At 37.2% G+C, this 18,972-nt stretch carries 17 protein-coding genes; 6 read left to right on the top strand and 11 right to left on the bottom strand.

The features are described 5' to 3' along the window. The first annotated feature begins 59 nt into the window (after window positions 1-59). Window positions 60-386: a hypothetical protein gene (locus DLJ74_RS18885; protein WP_054789041.1), complete on the top strand. Its 327-nt coding sequence runs from the start codon at window positions 60-62 to the stop codon at window positions 384-386. A 91-nt stretch (window positions 387-477) separates the two neighbouring features. Here the strand turns inward: DLJ74_RS18885 and DLJ74_RS18890 are convergent, their stop codons facing one another. Next, window positions 478-1,089 (bottom strand): NAD(P)H oxidoreductase, encoded by a 612-nt coding sequence (locus DLJ74_RS18890; RefSeq protein WP_109985630.1) that lies wholly within the window; start codon window positions 1,087-1,089, stop codon window positions 478-480. Window positions 1,090-1,215: 126 nt separating this feature from the next. On the opposite strand from DLJ74_RS18890, the gene DLJ74_RS18895 reads away from it, so the two are divergent. Continuing rightward, window positions 1,216-2,049 carry a LysR family transcriptional regulator gene (locus DLJ74_RS18895; protein WP_109985631.1) on the top strand — a complete coding sequence of 278 codons (834 nt, stop codon included), beginning with the start codon at window positions 1,216-1,218 and terminating at the stop codon, window positions 2,047-2,049. Window positions 2,050-2,141: 92 nt separating this feature from the next. On the opposite strand, the gene DLJ74_RS18900 is transcribed toward DLJ74_RS18895, so the two are convergent. Beyond that, complete coding sequence (locus tag DLJ74_RS18900; RefSeq protein WP_109985632.1) at window positions 2,142-3,071, bottom strand: aldo/keto reductase; 930 nt, start codon at window positions 3,069-3,071, stop codon at window positions 2,142-2,144. A 1-nt stretch (window position 3,072) separates the two neighbouring features. Then, window positions 3,073-4,077, bottom strand: a complete 1,005-nt coding sequence (locus tag DLJ74_RS18905) for a Gfo/Idh/MocA family protein (RefSeq protein WP_054789040.1) — start codon at window positions 4,075-4,077, stop codon at window positions 3,073-3,075. A 111-nt stretch (window positions 4,078-4,188) separates the two neighbouring features. Between DLJ74_RS18905 and DLJ74_RS18910 the strand changes: the two genes are divergently transcribed. Beyond that, window positions 4,189-5,022: an AraC family transcriptional regulator gene (locus DLJ74_RS18910; protein ID WP_109985633.1), complete on the top strand. Its 834-nt coding sequence runs from the start codon at window positions 4,189-4,191 to the stop codon at window positions 5,020-5,022. Here DLJ74_RS18910 and DLJ74_RS18915 read toward each other — a convergent pair. The 3 genes from DLJ74_RS18915 to DLJ74_RS18925 form a co-directional block, all read right to left on the bottom strand. Beyond that, complete coding sequence (locus DLJ74_RS18915; protein WP_109985634.1) at window positions 5,019-5,438, bottom strand: DUF1801 domain-containing protein; 420 nt, start codon at window positions 5,436-5,438, stop codon at window positions 5,019-5,021. The two genes, DLJ74_RS18910 and DLJ74_RS18915, sit on opposite strands and share 4 nt — an antisense overlap. A 35-nt stretch (window positions 5,439-5,473) precedes the next feature. Beyond that, entirely contained in the window at window positions 5,474-6,931 is a 1,458-nt protein-coding gene (locus DLJ74_RS18920) for a protein adenylyltransferase SelO (RefSeq protein ID WP_109985635.1), read from the bottom strand. A gap of 111 nt (window positions 6,932-7,042) precedes the next feature. Then, window positions 7,043-8,089 carry an NAD(P)/FAD-dependent oxidoreductase gene (locus DLJ74_RS18925; RefSeq protein WP_109985636.1) on the bottom strand — a complete coding sequence of 349 codons (1,047 nt, stop codon included), beginning with the start codon at window positions 8,087-8,089 and terminating at the stop codon, window positions 7,043-7,045. Between the two features lie 127 nt (window positions 8,090-8,216). Here DLJ74_RS18925 and DLJ74_RS18930 point away from each other — a divergent pair, with 127 nt between their 5' ends. The 3 genes from DLJ74_RS18930 (at window position 8,217) to DLJ74_RS18940 (ending at window position 11,198) form a co-directional block, all read left to right on the top strand. Beyond that, window positions 8,217-9,128 carry an iron-hydroxamate ABC transporter substrate-binding protein gene (locus DLJ74_RS18930; RefSeq protein ID WP_109985637.1) on the top strand — a complete coding sequence of 304 codons (912 nt, stop codon included), beginning with the start codon at window positions 8,217-8,219 and terminating at the stop codon, window positions 9,126-9,128. A 64-nt stretch (window positions 9,129-9,192) separates the two neighbouring features. Continuing rightward, window positions 9,193-10,191: a FecCD family ABC transporter permease gene (locus DLJ74_RS18935; protein ID WP_109985638.1), complete on the top strand. Its 999-nt coding sequence runs from the start codon at window positions 9,193-9,195 to the stop codon at window positions 10,189-10,191. Beyond that, on the top strand, window positions 10,185-11,198 hold the full coding sequence (locus DLJ74_RS18940) for a FecCD family ABC transporter permease (protein ID WP_109985639.1): 1,014 nt from the start codon (window positions 10,185-10,187) through the stop codon (window positions 11,196-11,198). The genes DLJ74_RS18935 and DLJ74_RS18940 overlap by 7 nt, the downstream gene beginning before the upstream one ends. Window positions 11,199-11,359: 161 nt before the next feature. Here DLJ74_RS18940 and DLJ74_RS18945 read toward each other — a convergent pair whose 3' ends face one another. The 5 genes from DLJ74_RS18945 to DLJ74_RS18970 form a co-directional block, all read right to left on the bottom strand. Then, window positions 11,360-13,690, bottom strand: coding sequence for a polyprenyl synthetase family protein (locus DLJ74_RS18945; RefSeq protein ID WP_109985640.1), 2,331 nt, complete (start codon window positions 13,688-13,690; stop codon window positions 11,360-11,362). Window positions 13,691-13,880: 190 nt separating this feature from the next. After that, entirely contained in the window at window positions 13,881-15,878 is a 1,998-nt protein-coding gene (locus DLJ74_RS18955) for a TRAP transporter permease (RefSeq protein WP_109985642.1), read from the bottom strand. Next, a complete protein-coding gene (locus DLJ74_RS18960) occupies window positions 15,871-16,413 on the bottom strand; it encodes a DUF1850 domain-containing protein (protein ID WP_054789039.1) in 543 nt (180 codons plus the stop codon). The genes DLJ74_RS18955 and DLJ74_RS18960 overlap by 8 nt, the downstream gene beginning before the upstream one ends. A gap of 108 nt (window positions 16,414-16,521) precedes the next feature. After that, complete coding sequence (locus DLJ74_RS18965; RefSeq protein ID WP_109985643.1) at window positions 16,522-17,538, bottom strand: TAXI family TRAP transporter solute-binding subunit; 1,017 nt, start codon at window positions 17,536-17,538, stop codon at window positions 16,522-16,524. Between the two features lie 268 nt (window positions 17,539-17,806). Then, a complete protein-coding gene (locus DLJ74_RS18970) occupies window positions 17,807-18,793 on the bottom strand; it encodes a ketoacyl-ACP synthase III (RefSeq protein ID WP_109985644.1) in 987 nt (328 codons plus the stop codon). Window positions 18,794-18,972: the final 179 nt, after the last annotated feature.

Here is an 18,972-nt window from a genome sequence, read left to right on the forward strand (position 1 = left end):
CTAAATAGGAGAATTAACAATTAAGCAAAAATGCGATTATAAGAGAGGGGAGTAAAATCATGCATTATCAAAATCAAACATTACCTGCTTATCAAACTAGTAATATGAAGAACCTGTGTGATCGTTATAAGGATTATTATGTAATGGGACAATTAAGTAATGGAACACAATTTGAAGGGATTATCCAAGCAGTAGATAATGACAATGTAACGATTCTCATACCAGAAAATGTAGAAGAGGGAGAAACAGACCGTCAATTCGGTTATGGCTATTATCCAAGAAGATATTATCGTCGTTTTCGACCATACCGTTATCCATTAGGTTTACTAAGTGGCCTGCTACTGTATCCATTTCTTTTTCCGCCGTATTATCCACCTTATTACTAAAAAAAGAAAGCAGAAAGGGTATCATAGCCCTTCTTGCTTTCTTTTTATTAAATGGAAATTTTCCATCAGCGGACGTGCGGTTAGCGAAACGTTAACGTTCGTTATCTAAAACGTTCTTCTTTGAACTATCATTCCTGTCAAAATGATATCCAAGCTTGTATGCTCGTTGGAACCAATGCTCTGTGTAGCCCGACTTAACCTTTATCGTGTCATAGAATAGCTCAAATTGAGAACTAGGTATCCCGCAATAATCTGCCAAGCCTATATTAAAATAATGGTTCATCATTGAATCATATTTTCTTTTTTCGAACCTTTCTATTGGTGCCCCTGCTAAACTAAGCCAAAGCACATGATGATGTTTCAATCTTTGGTTACCGTAAGCAAAATGATAATTCCATACTCTATCAATATAACCTTTTAACATGGCAGGCACACTCCACCACCACAACGGAAAAATGAAAGCTAATGCCTCATACTTCTCCAAACGCTCCATTTCTTTTTCTACTTCCCATGAGAACTGTTGTTGTTCTGCTTGCCAATCCGGTTCATCCTCCTCCTTTAATACTGGATTAAATCCACTTCGATATAAATCAAGCACTTCTATCTCATGACCTGCATCTCTTAGGCCTTGCATAAATTTATCAGCAACTGCAAATGTTAACGATTCCTCTCTCGGATGTGTGACAACAGTCAATACTTTCATATTCCTCATCCTTCCTATAACATCTCGTTTTTTCCTTATATTTAGTGTATAATACATTTAATGTTCAGTAAAATAGATATTTTAGATAATTTAGTTCAGAAAAAATGATAATGATGAGGTGAAAGAATGGAATTACGTCATCTAATTACCTTTCGTACAATTATAGATGTAGGCGGCTTTAAGAAAGCGGCAGAACAATTAGGTTATGCACAGTCTTCTATAACCGCACATATAAAGGAATTGGAGAAGGAGCTTGGTTATCCACTTTTTGACCGTCTTGGAAAAAAAGTCGTATTAACTCAAACTGGGGAGCGTTTTCTCCCATATGCGTTAGATATCATTCGTTTATATACGGAATCGAAGGAAGTCATAAGACAAACAGATCAACCGAGTGGGGATCTAACCATTGGGGTGAGTGAATCCTTACTAATCTATTGGCTCCCTAACATTATCACAGCATTTATGCATCAATACCCTGAAGTCCATTTAACAGTAAAACCGATCGACTATGAGGATTTAGCGGATCAATTAAAACAAAATGAAATCGATGTGGCGCTCCTTGTGGAAACGAACAGTTGGCTCTCTTCCGAATTAAAAATTCACAAACTGACTGACGAAAAACTAGTTTTAGTACATCCTCCCAAAAAAGAAACGACAAACATGCTGGTAACAGAATATACTTGTAGCTGGCGACCAATCATTGAGGAATATTTAACTTACCATAGTCAGCCTACAGAGAATAAATTGGAATTACCAAGTATAGAAGCTATTAAAAAATGTGTTCTCCTGGGTCTAGGAAAATCAATGCTCCCGCAATTTGTTGTTAAAGAGGAAATCGATCAAGGCAAACTTCATTATGAAAAGACAAAATTTGAGGACAGTATTGCTATTTATGCTGCTCACCATAAAGATAAATGGGTATCTGCTAACATAAATGCATTATTAGAGCTATTACCATAAACAAGTTTGCGATGTTTGTTGAATCTTACCAAACTTTTAAATGCGGACTTAAAAATACAAGCTGACTAAATGCTGTCAGCTTGTATTTTTGTTTACTCCCCATTTTCTAACCAATCTACTTCATTGGAAGAAAGTTCAATTTCTGATCCTTCCAAGCAGGATACTAGTTCTTGTTCATTCTGTGCACCAATTAATGCACATGTTGGAAATTTTTGATTCAGGACATAGGCTAAAGCAATTTGAATTGCTGTTACTCCTTTTTCTTTTGCTAATTTTTCTGCTCGTCTTAAACGATCCCAATTCGCGTCACTATAGAAGACACGGACAAGATCCTCATTACTACGATCCTCTGGTGTGAATCTTCCAGTGAAAAATCCTCTAGCTTGTGAGGACCAAGATAGGATAGGTAATTGTGTCTTTTCATGCCATTTTATATCAGCACTATCTGTTGAGACACATCCTTTCCAAAATGGTTCATTTGCCTTTGCTAGACTAAGGTTTGGGCTACTAAATGAAAAGCCTATCAAACCTTTTGAACTAGCATAATCATTTGCCGCTTGGATTCGTTCTGTCGTCCAGTTGGAACCACCAATAGCCTTTATTCGGCCAGCTTCGATATGCTCATTTAATGCATCAATGATGACACTGACTGGCACATCTGGATCATCTCTATGGAGTGCATATAAATCAATATAATCTGTTCCGAGTCTTTCTAGACTCTCGGAAAGATCTTGTTTTATCGCCTCAGGATTAACACGTGGCCCATTTTGGTCATGATGCGCTCCTTTCGTTAAAATAACGATATCCTCACGATTGTTGAGCTCCTTCAGCCATTGACCAATCGCAATTTCACTTTCCCCACCACAATAAATATGGGCAGTATCTATTGTATTCCCACCAATTGCAACATATCGATCTAACACCTGACAAACTTTATCATACACACTTGGCTTGAAATAATCGGAACCTTGAATTAAAGTAGTGACCGGCTTATCAAGTCCGTTAATTTGAATGGTATTCACGTTATTCCTCCTCCTTAATCTCTACACGCCTTCTCTCTTCAGCAGAGGTCAAACAAGCATCAAGCACCTTCATGTTCAAAATAGCATCACTTGCAGGATATGGTAAAGGCTTACCGTTTAGAATACTTTGTCCCACCGCATCTGCTTGCAATGCGTATTGATTAACATATGGAACCTCTACTTCTTTAGTGCCTTTACTCGTGTGAACAAAGAAATGATCTTGTTCGTTTTGATTGACAACAAATGCAGATGGCACCTCAATTTTACCTTCTGTCCCTAGAATTTCTAATCGATTACGGAAGTCTGCCCACATCCCACAATCAAAGGTAAGTGCCACACCATGATCGAATTCCAAAATTCCTGATGCCATCATGTCAACCTGATCATGTTGTTCTGAAAAAAGTGCATGAACGGTTGCTGCCTGAGGTTCCTCTTTCAGAATCATTCTTGCAGCACTAATTGGATAAACCCCAACATCATACAAGGAACCTCCACCCCACGCCTTTTTAAACCGCACATTTTCTTTCGCAGATGCACTATTAAAGGTAAAAACTCCATGAAGTCCACGAATTTCTCCAATCTCACCTTTCGCCAATAACTCTTGGATCATTTGATACCTAGGATGATAACGATACATAAATGCTTCGGCAAAAACCACTTCAGCCTTTTTGCTTGCTTCCACCATTTCCCGAGTTTCCCTTGCATTTAATGCCGCAGGTTTCTCACAGAGTACATGCTTTCCTGCCTCCATCGCTTTAATGGACCATTCTTTATGTAAATGATTTGGTAACGGGATGTATATGGCATCAATATTCGAATCTGCTAATAATTCTTCATAGCTTCCGTACGCAACCGGAATGTCTAATTGCTCTGCTATTGCTTTTGCGTTTTCTAAGTTACGACTAGAAATCGCATAGATTTCACCTGTTTCCGATTCCTTAATCCCCGGAATCACTGCTTTTTGTGCGATATTCGCTGTGCTTATAACTCCCCATTTAATCGACATATAATTACCTCCCCTATAACTTTATTGTTATTATAATCGATTTAATTTAAAATAAAAATAGAAGCTTTTTGCTATCAAATAACAGAATATTGTCCTTATGGAGGTATGAAAATGTACCGTCAGGTTTTGCTACCAACCTTAAAAAAACATGAATATATGATTCTACCTGAGTCAGTCGGGTGTTACGAATCAGCGAAAGACCATGCTGTCTATCGTGAAGCAGGATCATTAGATAATTTCAGTATTCATTTTATTCTTTCTGGAAGTGGTTTTTTAGAAATAGAAGGGAAGCAATACACCTTACATAGAGGGGATGCTTTTCTTTATTTTCCACAACAGGAACAAAGATATTATAGTAGTACAAAGGATCCATGGAGTATTAGATGGGTACATTTTTATGGAAGTACGTTGCATAGCTTTTTATCAGAGACTGGTTTTGGTAGGTTTATTCTATGGCGATTACCAGATATCGCAAAATTGGAGAAGGTGCATGAAAAGTTATTACAAGAGGCAGATGATAATAGCTTTTTACAGCTAATCCAATTATCAACCATTACTTATTCTTTTCTAGCTACGTTTACTAATATAGCGGTACCTATGGAATCAACTTCTAAACAAGAATTGGATTTAAGAATCCAAGCACTGTTACCAAAAATGCAAGAAAAAGCTCCAGAGCCATTTGACCTAGAATACTGGGCAAAGGAAACTGGAGTAAGTACTTATTATTTCTGTCGATTGTTTAAACGGGTAACACAGATGACTCCAATGGCTTTTGTAACACTTTGCCGTATGCAATGGAGCAAGCAATTATTATTAGAAGAGAGAAAACTTACGATTAAAGAAATTGCCGAAAAATCCGGTTATCCTAATCCAAGTTATTTTAATAAGCTTTTTCTAGAAAATGAAGGTATGACTCCAACAAAATATCGACAAATGTATGTTTAACCTTCTGGATAAGTTTTTCGTAAGAATTGAATGGAATGTTGAATTAATTCCTTCAACACTTCCACGTCTACATCCGCTAATTTGTTAATATACACACAAGCTTTTCCAGAAGTATGCTTACCAAAACGAGATAACAATTCCTCTCGTTCGGCACCTGTAGCAAAATACAAACTAATCTTGGCTTTTCTCGGAGAAAATCCGACGAGTGGTGCATCTCCTTCATGTCCAGAAGCATATTTATAATGATATGAACCAAAGCCAATGATAGTCGTGCCCCACATTTTTGCAGGATAACCCGTCGTTTTTGTAAAAATATCGAGTAGTTTTAATGCATCTTCACGCTTTCTATCATGCTCAATTGCTTCAATAAATTCAAGTACATCTCGATCATTTTCTCTTGTTTTTAATTCATACATCGTTTTACTCCTCTCCCATTTTGAAGCACTAATCCTTATGTTCCACAAAACGTTTGTTGTGGTCGCTTTGACTTTGGTGGAAGTGCTGCATACTCCACTTGTTCTTTCGTATGTGCATAAGGATCAGCGAGTATATCAAGTAGGTTCTTCATTACACTATCGTCCTCTTTTGTGACAGCCGCTTCAATCGCCTCTTCGACCAAATGATTTCGAGGAATAACTGCAGGATTACTTTTTTTCATTAAGTCTAGGACTTCTTCTTCGGACTCTGCTTGTCTTTCGCGTCTTTGTTTCCATTTTGTTTGCCATTTTTTAAATTCATCCCGTTCAAATAATACCTGACTGTTGGTTTGATGAAAAGTCAAAGCTCGAAAGGTGTTCGTATAATCCGCATTATATTGCTGCATCAATTGTAGGAGTTCTTCAATTAATTTTTCATCCTCTTGCTCCTCATTAAATAACCCTAGCTTTCTTCTCATCCCTTTTATCCATTCGGCATAAAATATATCGGAGAACTCCTCAATCGCACCTTGTGCTAATTCAAGGGCTCGTTCTTCTTCATCGTGTAATATAGGTAATAGGCTTTCCGCAAATCTAGCTAAATTCCAGCCACCTATATTTGGTTGATTGCCATATGCATAACGACCTTGAATATCGATGGAACTAAAAACAGTTGCGGGGTCGTATTCATCCATAAAGGCACATGGGCCATAATCAATGGTTTCCCCACTTATTGTCATATTATCGGTGTTCATCACACCATGAATAAAACCGACAAGCTGCCATTTAACAATTAATTTCCCTTGTCTGTTTACAACTTCTTTTATTAAAGAAAGGTATGGATTAGGTTTACTTTTCAAAGTTGGATAATGTCGTTTAATTGCATAATCGGCTAATTGTTTAATGTCGTCTTCTTCACCAAAAGCAGCAGCATATTGGAATGTACCAAAACGCAAATGGCTAGAAGCTACACGAGTTAAAATCGCACCAGGTAATTCCACTTCTCGTCTAACCTCTTCACCAGTCGTAACCACCGCCAAACTACGTGATGTCGGTATTCCCAATTGATACATTGCTTCACTTATAATATATTCTCTTAACATCGGGCCTAAGGTTGCCCTGCCATCACCACCTCTAGAATAGGGTGTTTTCCCTGCCCCTTTTAACTGTAAGTCAAATTTATCACCTGCTGGGGTAAGCTGCTCTCCAATTAATACAGCTCGTCCATCTCCAAGCATCGTAAAATTCCCAAATTGATGTCCTGCATATGCTTGTGAAATAGATTGGGTACCTTCCGGCATCTTATTACCAGAAAAAACTCCGAGCATTTCAGTTTTTGATATTGCTGCTAAGCCAAGGCTTTGGAGTAATGCATGATTAAGTACTCTTATTTCTGGATCTTTAACATGTGTTGGCTCTACTTTACTATAAAAAAACTCAGGCAAATCTTCATAGCTATTGTCAAATTTCCATCCTGCTTCTGTTGAGCCCATTTTATCTTCCTTTCGTTGAATATTTATACCTATAGTTTATTATACCCCTTTCCAGTAAATCATGTGTGATGATTATAGCAAAAACAGACAGCCGATCGCTGTCTGCTCTCATCATCGAAGCATTTCTTCGACAAGCTTTTCATTTCTTTTTTTGAAAATATCATTGTGGGAAGAAACCATGGCGATTTCCGCGGCATTGGGCTCTAAATACTTTTTGGCACTATTTACAGCATTTGTAGCATCATGGAAAGCCCCCATTATTAAATGTACCTTACCATCGTGCTTAATAATATCTCCCGCAGCAAATAAGCCATCAATGGAAGATTCTGATTTTGTACTTCCTTTTATAAAGAAGTCATCCAACAATTCAATTTCAATCTTACTGTTTTTTATTAAGGTAGAATCTCGATCAAAGCCATGATTAATCACAAGTTCATCAATATCAACATATGTAGACTCATTCGTTTCATTATGAGTGATCTCCACCTGATTAATGGTTTTTCTGTTAGAGGAGATAAGCTTGGTAATCGAGGATTGAAAAAAGCACTCCACCGAGCTATTTAATAGCTGTGTTACTTGCGATTCGTGACCAGTTAGGCTATCTCTTCGGTACGTAATATATACCTTTTTCGCGATTGGTTCTAGCTCATTAGCCAAGTCAATCGCTGCGTCACGTCCCCCTGAAATGAGAACTACTTTATCCTTAAAGCGCTTATATGATTGAACCGTATAATGTAAATTCGATACTTCAAAACGATCTGCACCTTTAATATTTAACTTTTGTGGTTTTAAGATACCACTACCTGTTGCAATGATAACCGTTTTGGAATAATGGATTTTCCCACTACTTCCTCTAAGAATAAAAAGATTATTTTCGTCTTTTTCAATTGATTCTATCTTTTCATTTAACACAACTTCAGGCTCAAAGGTTAAGCCCTGTTCTACTAAATGATCAATAAGCTGTGTTCCTGTTACAGGCGGTAATCCACCAACATCCCAAATCAATTTCTCTGGATATACATGTATCTTCCCACCCAATTGTGACTGAAATTCGATAATTTTTGTTTTCATCTCTCTCAGTCCACTATAAAAGGCTGAATAAAGTCCAGCCGGGCCTCCACCGATAATGGTTACATCGAAACATTCTTCTTTAAGCAAATGGATTTCCTCCTCCAAAGGTATTTCTATTTAAATTTATATTGACAAACGATAATGATAACTATTATCATTATAATCGAAAATGATAATCAATATCAATAAGTTTTTCTAAAAGGAGATAATTTTTATGAGAAAAATAAGCTTCGCACTCGTTATTTTAGTTATTCTATTTATTACAGGTTGTAGTAGCAATAAAGAAACGAATGGAGAAACTGTCAATGAAAAGGAGACAGAAACCATTACGTATGAGTCAGAAAATGGTCCTGTGGAGGTGCCCGCTAATCCAGAGCGTGTGGTTGTCGTTTCTACTTATGCTGGTAATGTTCTAGCACTTGATGTACCACTCATTGGAGTAGATTCTTGGGCTAAGCAAAATCCACACTATGACCTGGAAGGTGTAGAGGAGATATCAGAAGAAAATCTTGAAAAAATTATGGAGCTGAATCCTGATTTGATCATTGGTGCTTCTACGACAAAAAATATTGATAAATTAAAAGAAATTGCACCAACGGTTACCTTTACATATAACAAAGTGGATTATTTAACACAGCACCTTGAAATCGGTAAGCTACTGAATAAAGAAGAGGAAGCCGCTAACTGGATTAAGGATTTTAAGGCAAGATCTAAACAAGCTGGCGAAGAAATTAAAGCGAAAATTGGTGAAAATGCTACAGTAACGGTTATTGAGAACTTCGATAAGGAATTATACGTATTTGGAGATAACTGGGGTAGAGGTACAGAAATTCTTTATCAAGAAATGGGCTTGAAAATGCCTGATAAAGTGAAGGAGAATGCATTGGAAGCTGGTTACTATACATTGTCTCCAGAGGTATTATCTGATTATGTTGGAGATTATTTAATCATTAGTAAGACGGAGGAAACAGAATCATCTTTTATGGAAACGAAGACATTCAAAAATATTCCCGCCGTTCAAAAAGATCATGTCTTTGTTGCAGATGCGAAGGGATTCTATTTTAATGATCCAATAACATTAGAATACCAATTAGAATTTTTCAAGGAACATTTTTTGGATGAATAATTATTATTCTAACTTCGTTCTGCATTACGATTGACTCGATAAAAAAGAAGAAAGCTGAGATATCATGATCAATAAATCCAAGTATTTTTCATTCAAATTAATAGCTAGCATCTGTTTCATGCTAGGCTCGTCTATATTGGCCTTATGGCTTGGTGCGGCTAACACTTCCTTACACGATGTATGGCTTTCTATAACCACATCTTTGGAAAGCGAGACCCTCACCATGCTTAGGGAGATTCGGTTACCCCGAATTATTGCTGCACTTTTTGTTGGTGCTGCACTAGCAGTTTCAGGGACAATCATGCAAGGGGTAACAAGAAACCCACTAGCAGATCCAGGGTTACTAGGTGTAACTGCTGGAGCAAATGTAGCACTGGCTATTACCGTAGCTTTTTTCCCTTCTGCTAATTACTTTACCATTATGATCGCCTGCTTTATTGGTGCTTCACTTGGAACACTACTTGTTGTTGGCATAGGATCTGTCCAAAAAGGGGGCTTTTCTCCATTAAAAATTGTGCTCGCAGGCGCTGCTGTTTCTGCCTTTCTTTACGCGATTGCTGATGGAATTGGCATATATTTCAAAATATCGAAGGATGTTTCGATGTGGACTGCTGGGGGGATGATCGGAACTAATTGGAATCAGCTAAAAATGGTTGTGCCTTGTATTTTAATAAGTGTCATCATCTCCTTGTTTTTAAGTCGACAGCTATCCTTGCTCAGTTTGAATGAAGATGTAGCAACTGGATTAGGGCAGAATATACTTATCATCAAAGCAATACTATTTCTTCTCATTAGTATTTTAGCAGGAGCAGCTGTTGCTTTGGTAGGGAATTTAGCCTTCGTTGGTCTTATGGTTCCACATATTGTGCGTGCTATAATCGGAGCAGACTATAACAAAATTCTCCCACTATCTGTTTTTATTGGAGCGACATTTATGGTATTAGCAGATTTGGCTGGCCGAACAATTAATGCACCTTTTGAAACACCTGTTGCAGCCATTGTAGCAATAATGGGACTCCCTTTCTTTTTAATCATCGTTCGTAGAGGGGGGAAAGCATTTTGATTCCGACTACTAGTAAAACAACAAAACAGCGTATTATCGTAATAAGTCTTGTTGCTTCCGTTATTTTAATTGCCGTGATCAGCTTAGGGATTGGTTATTCTTCTGTTTCATTTAATCGCATCATTCCTACTTTTATAGGGCAGGGTACGTTTAAAGAGGAGTTTGTTATTTATTCTATTCGTTTGCCAAGAATAATCATTACTATCCTGGCAGGTATGGCATTGGCAGTATCTGGTGCCATTTTACAAGGTATCACGAGAAATGATTTGGCTGACCCTGGGATTATCGGGGTTAATGCAGGTGCAGGCATTGGGGTTGCCATTTTCTTTTTATACTTTCCTATTGATGTTGGTTCCTTTATTTATGCACTACCTATCATTGCATTTATCAGTGCCTTTCTTATTGCGATATTAATTTATATTTTTTCTTATACTAAGGGAATTGGGTTACAACCAATTAAACTGATACTAGTAGGTGTTGGTTTCTCGATGGCCTGCTCGGGACTTATGGTTGTCCTTATATCTTCATCTGAGCGAGAAAAAGTAGATTTTATCGCCAAATGGTTAGCGGGTTCGATATGGGGTACTGATTGGCCATTTATTATAGCAATACTGCCATGGCTATTAATTCTTATTCCATTCACTCTATATAAAGCGAATAAGCTTGATCTGCTCAGCTTCAGTGAGCCTGTTGCGGTTGGAGTGGGAGTTCGTGTTGAGAAGGAAAGGGTGTTACTTTTGGTTGCAGCTGTTGCACTCGCTGCAGCTGCCGTATCGGTAACAGGCGGAATAGCCTTTGTTGGTCTAATGGCTCCACATATTGCCAAATCCATTATAGGGCCAAGAAACCAGCTTTATCTTCCAATTGCCATTTTGATTGGTGGCCTTTTATTATTAATTGCAGATACGATTGGTCGAAACATTATTGAGCCAGAAGGCATTGCGGCAGGTATCATGACAGCATTAATCGGTGCCCCCTATTTTATACTTCTATTATTGAGGAAATGAAAAAGTGGCTGAGGCATAAACTAAATAGGGTGAATGAGAATCCGAACATTCTTCTGACTGAGCGAAGTATTTTGACGAAGCAGCTTCAGTGCAGAAATATTAACGTTCGGATTTTTCTTTCTTTACTATTCTTTTGACCCAACTAATTTCAACGGGCTGGCTTAATACTCACGATTCACAAAAAAATCTAACAGCTGTCTTAAAAAATTTGTTTCATATGGTAATCTATCGATCGTTTCTACGGCTTCACAGTAGTGGTTCCACATCTCTTTCTTAGCACCGTCCATTCCTAAAATGGTTACGAATGTAGAGCTGTTGTTTTGTTGATCATTGCCGACTGGCTTACCAAGTAATTGTAAATCACCCTCTACATCCAAAAGGTCATCTTTTATTTGAAAAGCGATACCTGCATGGTAGGCAATCTTTTTAAGTGAACTTCTTTCTTCTTCCGATGCTTTTGCGAGAATGGAAGGCATGACTAAAGATGCCTCAAAGCCAATTCCCGTTTTATAAAAACACATATCATTTAACTCTTCTATTGTTAGTTCCTTTCCTTTTGCCGCTAGATCAATAGCTTGGCCTCTGCACATTTCTGCTGTTTTTTGAGCAGAATATTGAATTAATTGTAATACAGTACTAGGGTCAAAGGAATTAAGTGAGGCTTGTTCTTCATACGCTTTTTGCGTTAGAAATAAGCCTGTTAATTCAGCAATGGCTGTATTATATTTCTCGTGTAATGTTTCTCTTCCACGGCGATAGGAGGCATTATCTTGAGATGGCAAATCATCAAAGATTAAGGAAGCCGTGTGCATATATTCTAAAGAACGGATTAATGGAATAATGGAGGATGGTTGAAAATGATAAACTTGGACACCCATTAACCAAGTAACAATCGGTCTTAATCTCTTCCCTGCCCCTTCTATGCTATAATTTGCTGCATGAGAAATCGATTCTCTTGCTCCATTCCCTTCCTTGATTGGTAATAATTGATTAATTTGATTTCTTATATCCTTGATCGTTTGGAAAAAATCCGTTTTTGCTTGTTTTTGATTCCGTAGATTTTGAACAAAATGATCCCGAAGTAATTTATCAAAGAAATCAACATTATCCGCTTTTTGGACTAAATGCTGAATGAAGCGATTAAATTCAGGCATTCGTTGTGTCAGAATCTTCATAAGTTCTGTATAAGCCTTTTCACCCATACGAATTTTCAAACGCTTTAAACCATTTATCGCACGATTTAAAATTATTTCACACGTTTTTTGATCGGAATCATATACGCGATGAATCAAATGATAAATTACCGTCCAATAAAGTTCAAAAGGATTTACTAAGTCTGATCTTTGCTGATAGTATTTCAAATAATAAGTATAGGAAGAAACGGCTCCACTTTTCTGATCTTGATTAATATCTGCTAGATCATCTGCTAACTGATTATAAATTCCGTAAAAGAACATTCGTTGTTGATTTGTCTCATTGTCCTTCATTCCGATCAAGGATCGGACAATCATTCTAGAGCATGCTGATTTTAAGATAATAGGTAAATACAATTCATCATTCGTGTAATTAGGATGATCTATATCTTTATCCCGATCCAATTCCTGGGCATGAAAAAACAGATAGCTTAACTCGAAAAAATGATGTTCATCAAGATTTGCTTGAATCATCCTTATATACTCAAAGGCTTCCTTCAATTCCTTATAAACAAATCGGACTAAATCACCGTTTTCTCCTTCCCAATTCTTTAATTCAGCTACCTTTTCTTTCGCTAGTGTTGTTCGGATCCAAGAGGAAAATTGCTCTTCCTCTTTTTTGGACAATATATTGGCATCTAGTAAATCATCGATAAACGGATAGGTTAATCCATAGCTATAACCTAGCCTCACCGCTTGGTCTAGTCTATTTCTACGCAAGTCAGCGGAGGACTGTTCATCTAATTGATCGAGCTCCTGCAACAATACTCCTGCTATAATTTTTAGTAATTTTCGTTGTGCATTTTCTTTATCCATAGCTTCTGGAAGTTGCTTGGAGACTAATTTTAATTTTTGAATTAACCAAAAAAAAGTCGATTCTATTCCTTCCTTTTGCGCCCATCTATAGAGAGTACTTAATCGAAAAGGCTCGTGATTACTAGTGTCTATTACATAATTCTTCACAAAATTTGTTGCACGATTTATCTTTGCTTGAATCCCATGATCAGCTAATGAATAACCTAGATCTCGCATGTATATGTAGGAAATACTTCGATCTAAATATTCGTCTAATTTACCCGTATATTTCAGCCATTTTAAATAAGGTTGATAGTTCGTATCTTTTCTCGATTTTCTTAATAGAGAGGGGCGAATGTGAGACTGCTTCCATGCTTCTAAATCTGTCGTTAAAGTATTGACAAAGGATTGTTCGCGAACATCTTCAAATAGCTGATTAAAATACTCTTTTGCCTTCTCTACTTTTGGTTGTATCCAAGAGTCTTTATAATGTTGGATGTCCATTTATCTTACCTCAATTTCCAATCAAATTTCTTTCATCATAACATTCATACGTAATAAGGGGAAAAAAAGTTTCAGAAGAAATTTTAAAAAATAGCGGCTTCGTTGTTTTTCTATCGTCATTTTTACTGGTCTAGTATTCCGGTTCTTTGTGCAAAAAAGGCGATCCCCAGTATGGTAGATCACCTTTTCCCTAAGCATTTGCATGCTGTAATTTTCCCTTTTTATCTGCTCTGGTCAGGAACTGAATAACAAATAATATGAGGAAAACTCCTAGACCAATAATATCAGAATAACCTTCTGGATACATGAGCATTAGGCCTGTCAGCAGTGTAATAATCCGCTCGGTCCAATGTAATTTGCGATACCAGAATCCAATCATACAAGCTCCTATGACGAGCATTCCTAGCATCGCTGAGATAAGTGCCCAGCCTATATCCAAATAACTTCCCTCAATCATTAGCAGGGTCGGATTAAGGACAAACATGTACGGTATAATGAATGCTGCAATAGCAAGTTTTGCTGCATTAAAGCCAGTTCGGATCGGTTCCCCACCAGAAATCCCAGTTGCCGCAAAAGCTGCCAATGCAACAGGAGGTGTAATATCTGCAAGGATTCCGAAGTAAAACACAAACATATGTGCTGCTAATACAGGAATAGCTACTTCTAAACTATCATTTAAAGCAAGAATTGCCGGTAAAGCAATAGTAGATGTAATAATATAATTGGCTGTTGTTGGTGAACCCATTCCGAGAATAATAGATGCAATCATTGTAAAGAACAGGGTAAGTAATAGCTGGGATTCTGTTGAAAAAGAGATAGAACCTGCAATATCTACTAGACCATTTCCTAATTTCAACCCTAGACCCGTCTTTGTGACTACCCCAACAATAATACCTGCACAAGCAGTTGCTGCTGCTACACCTAATGCTGTTCTCGCGCCTTGCCGCAATGCCTCAACAAACTTTCGTGGTGTAATTCTCGTGTCTTTTCTAAACAGGCTGACAATAATGGTAGCTAAAATACCATATAATGCTGCTCTTTCTACACTCATTCCTTGAAATAGGAACAAAACAATAGCAAGGATTGGTAATAAAAGATGAATCTTTTTAAACACTTCTTTCTTTTTTGGCAATTCCTCATCTTTTAAACCATGTAACCCTGTTCGTTTTGCTTCAAGGTGTGTCATAATCCAAATCCCAGCAAAATATAAAATTGCTGGGATAATTGCTGCTTTCGCAATATTCCAATAGCTTTCACCAGCAAATTCAATCATCAAAAATGCTGCAGCACCCATAATCGGGGGCATAATCTGCCCACCAGTGGATGATGCTGCTTCTACTGCACCTGCAAAGTTTTTACGGTATCCTAATTTTTTCATCATTGGAATCGTATAGGATCCTGTTGTTACGGTGTTCGCAACAGAGCTTCCCGAGATAGTACCATTAAGGGCACTTGAAAAAATAGCTACCTTTGCCGGTCCACCAGTTCGTTTGCCTGCTATAGCAATCGCTAAATCATTAAAATATTGTCCCACTCCTGTTTGAACGAGAAAGGCGCCAAATAATAGAAATAAGAAAATGTAAGTAGAAGACACTTGTAGTGGTGTCCCTAAAATTCCTTCTGTTGTAAAAAACATCGACTCGATTAATTGATCTAAACTAAGCCCTCGATGTATGAGCATGCCAGGCATTTGAGGACCAAATAATGCATACAATAGAAATAGCATGGAGATAATCGTGATTGGTAGGCCTACAGCCCGTCTCGCTGCTTCTAAAACCAAGAGAGTGGCAATACCTCCAATTATCATTTGTACTTGGTTGATACCTCCAATTTGCTGAACGAGAGTGTCATAGTAAACTGGCCAATAAGCACAAACGACAATGGCAAGTAACGCTAACAGGTAATCATACCAAGGTATTTGATCCTTTTTCTTTTTTCGGATTGCAGGAAACAGGAGAAAAATTAAAACTAGGGCAAAACCAAGGTGAACAGTTCGTTGGAGATAAGCTGTATATTGTCCAAAAACACCTGTATATATTTGAAACAAGGAAAAAGCAATCAGGATAACAAAAACGGCCTTTGCCATGATTCCTTTTAAATTCCTAGTATTTGATTCGGCATCATATTTTTCGAGTAATTTTCGTTGCTCTTCTTCCGTTACTTTATTGACTTGTTTTTCTTCACTCATGAATTCTCACTCCTTTCCAATATTCCCACAAGGTAAGTTTCTCTACCTCTATATGAAACCAAGCACCTGGTTTAAAATATTGATTGAACCAGATCATATGACCATCATCTGGCTCTCCTGCAGTACCCCAGACAAGACGATTTTCTGAAACAGTTTTTCCATTTCGAATATTCATAGATGGAAAATAATTGTTTAGATTTTTAATATGATACTTCCCATCTTCATAGACAAATTCTTCTCCTTCTTGTGCATTTGAGGGCATGCCAATACCAAAATGCTCATAAATGATTTCAAATTGCTCCATTCCTAAGTCGTCTGTAATTTTATATTTTTCGACAACGTCTGTAAGATGAATCGAGTGGGTAAAAATAATCTGAAAAACTTCACCTTTTTCAATTGGCAAAAATGCATTCATTTGTTCTGTATTTTCTTTATAGAAAACCAATGCTGTTATAAAAGGAAGCTTAAAAGTTACGGTAACAAGTGCAGCACAAAGAACGAAAATGATGCTAGAGGCAAATAGTTTACGTTTCATTTAATAGTCACCCGTATTTATAATTGAATAAAGACAGAAAAGCCGCCTGCCATTTTAAAAAAACAGTAGGCAGCCGGCTAAGTAGTTCATTTATAGCATCGATGCCACTTATTCCGCACTAATACCTTTTTCATCGAAATATTTTTGTGCTCCTGGGTGTACTTCAATGCCAATTCCATCTAGAGCAGTTTCAAGTGAAATGAGAGATGCCTTATCATGTGCCATACTGTCTGCATTTTCATAGATAGCTTTAGTAATTTCATAAACAGTGTCTTCTGGAACATCGTCAGTAACTGCAAGCATTGCTAGAACTGCAACGGTGTTGACATCCTCCTCTAGTCCATACGTGCCTTTCTTTACCGTATCTTTTGCATAGAATGGATATTTTTCTACTAGATCATTAATTTTTTCCTCTGCAATTGGAATAATCGAAACATCGACTGTTGCCCCTAATCCTTCGACCGCTCCTGTCGGTGTACCTGCAGTAATAAAAGCTGCATCAATATTACCATCCTGGATTCCACCAGTGGATTCACCAAAATCTAAATTTTGTGCATCAATATCGTCGATGGTCATCCCGTGTATTTCTAAAATTTGTTCTGCATTTATATACGTACCAGAGCCAGGTGCCCCGACAGATACTTTTTTACCAGCTAAGTCTTCCACTGAACTTATTCCAGAGTCTTTTGTTGTTACGATTTGGATCGTTTCTGGATAGAGTGATCCGATGGCTTGCACGTTTTCTACTTTGTTTCCTTCAAATGCATTGACACCATTTACTGCATTATCGATCACATCTGTTTGAACAAAAGCTAATTCTGCCTCCCCCTCTTGCAATGCGATCACATTGTCTGCCGAAGCATTTGAGGATAAAGCATCTGTTTGTATACCTGTAGCATCCGTAATCGTAGACGCCATTTCCCCGCCCAGAGGATAGTAAGTACCACTTGTTCCCCCAGTAAGAATACTTAAGAAATCAGGTGCTTCTTCTGTAGCTTCTCCACCATCACCTGAATTTGAATCCGCATCTCCTTCTACTTCTGAATCATCACTTCCACACGCTACAAGAAATAATGATATGGCAAGTAGTGAAATAAGCATAAATAGTAAGCGCTTTAATTCCATAAAAATACATCCCCCCATTTAATTATAAGTATGTGTATAATACTATGAATTTATTAATATTGTCAAATAATTCTATATCACTTAAATACTGCTAATATCACGTTCTATATTTACAATTTATCATATAATTTATCATATTCCATCCTATTGTTAGAAATGCTAACGAAATTTATGAGCAATATCATCCTATTACTATATTTATATCGACAATAGGTTATCGATGAGAAGAAGAGGAAGATTGGCATATAAGCGATCTTCCCCCTTCCTTCTACATATCCATATTCCAGTTAATAAGTAGCCCTGCCTGTGTCAATCCCCCACCAAATCCATATAATAAGATTTTATCATTATGCTTAATTTTCTGATCACGTACTCCATTATCTAATGCCAGCGGTATCGTAGCTGACGATGTATTTCCATATTGAGTAAGACTATATAATGTGTGATTTATCGAAAAGCCACTCTTCTCACAAATAGATTCAATCATTCTTAGATTAGCACTATGAGGAATAAACCAATCAACATCCCTAAGTTGGAATGATTTTTTTTCTAATAGCGTGTTCATTCCTTTTGGGACGGTTTTAACTGCCCATTTATAAACCTCTCGTCCGTTCTGAACAATAAAATCGTTATTCTTAATTTCCAAGCCGTTCAATTGTGTGGATAGTGAACTACAATATAAATGCTGTCCACCTTCTCCTTCTGACGATAAATGTGCAGAAAGAAAACTAGGCTTTTTCTCATCATACTCTACTAGTACAGCCCCTGCTCCATCACCAAATAATACACAAGTTGTACGATCGGTAAAATCCGTTATCTTTGATAAAGTTTCTGCACCAATGACGAGAACTTTTTTATGTAATCCTGAGGTGATTAATCCATTAGCAAGATGAAGGCCATAGGTAAAGCCTGCACATGCTGCATTTACATCTATCGCTCCAGTGTTCCTAATTCCAAGTCTTGCTTGTAAATTGGAAGCTACACTAGGGGTACGATAATCCGGTGTAATGGTGGAGACAATGATAAGGTCCACATCCTCTAAGTCTTTTCCATAGCGCTCTATTAGATCCTGTACTGCTTTATAGCTAAGATCACTAGTATGTTCTGTTTCCTCGGCAATCCTCCTTTCCTTAATTCCAGAGCGTTGCACAATCCACTCATCACTAGTTTCTACAATCTTTTCTAAATCAAAATTAGTTAGAATCTTCTCAGGGACATAAGTACCAATTGCGGTAATCCTTGCTTTAGAATCCATGCTCCATTCCTCCCTTATAAAAGTGATTTTCATTTAAACTCTCTTATATTTTAACACTAGATATTAATACTTGGTACTAATTTATGATTAAAAAGGAAATTTTACTACCAAAAGTATCTATTATTTCTAAAGGGTTCACTTAATAACCATAATATTTTAAAATAATAAGTAGTAAATCT

It is taken from the genome of Gracilibacillus dipsosauri (assembly GCF_003176895.1).
GTDB classification, from domain to species: domain Bacteria; phylum Bacillota; class Bacilli; order Bacillales; family Amphibacillaceae; genus Gracilibacillus; species Gracilibacillus dipsosauri.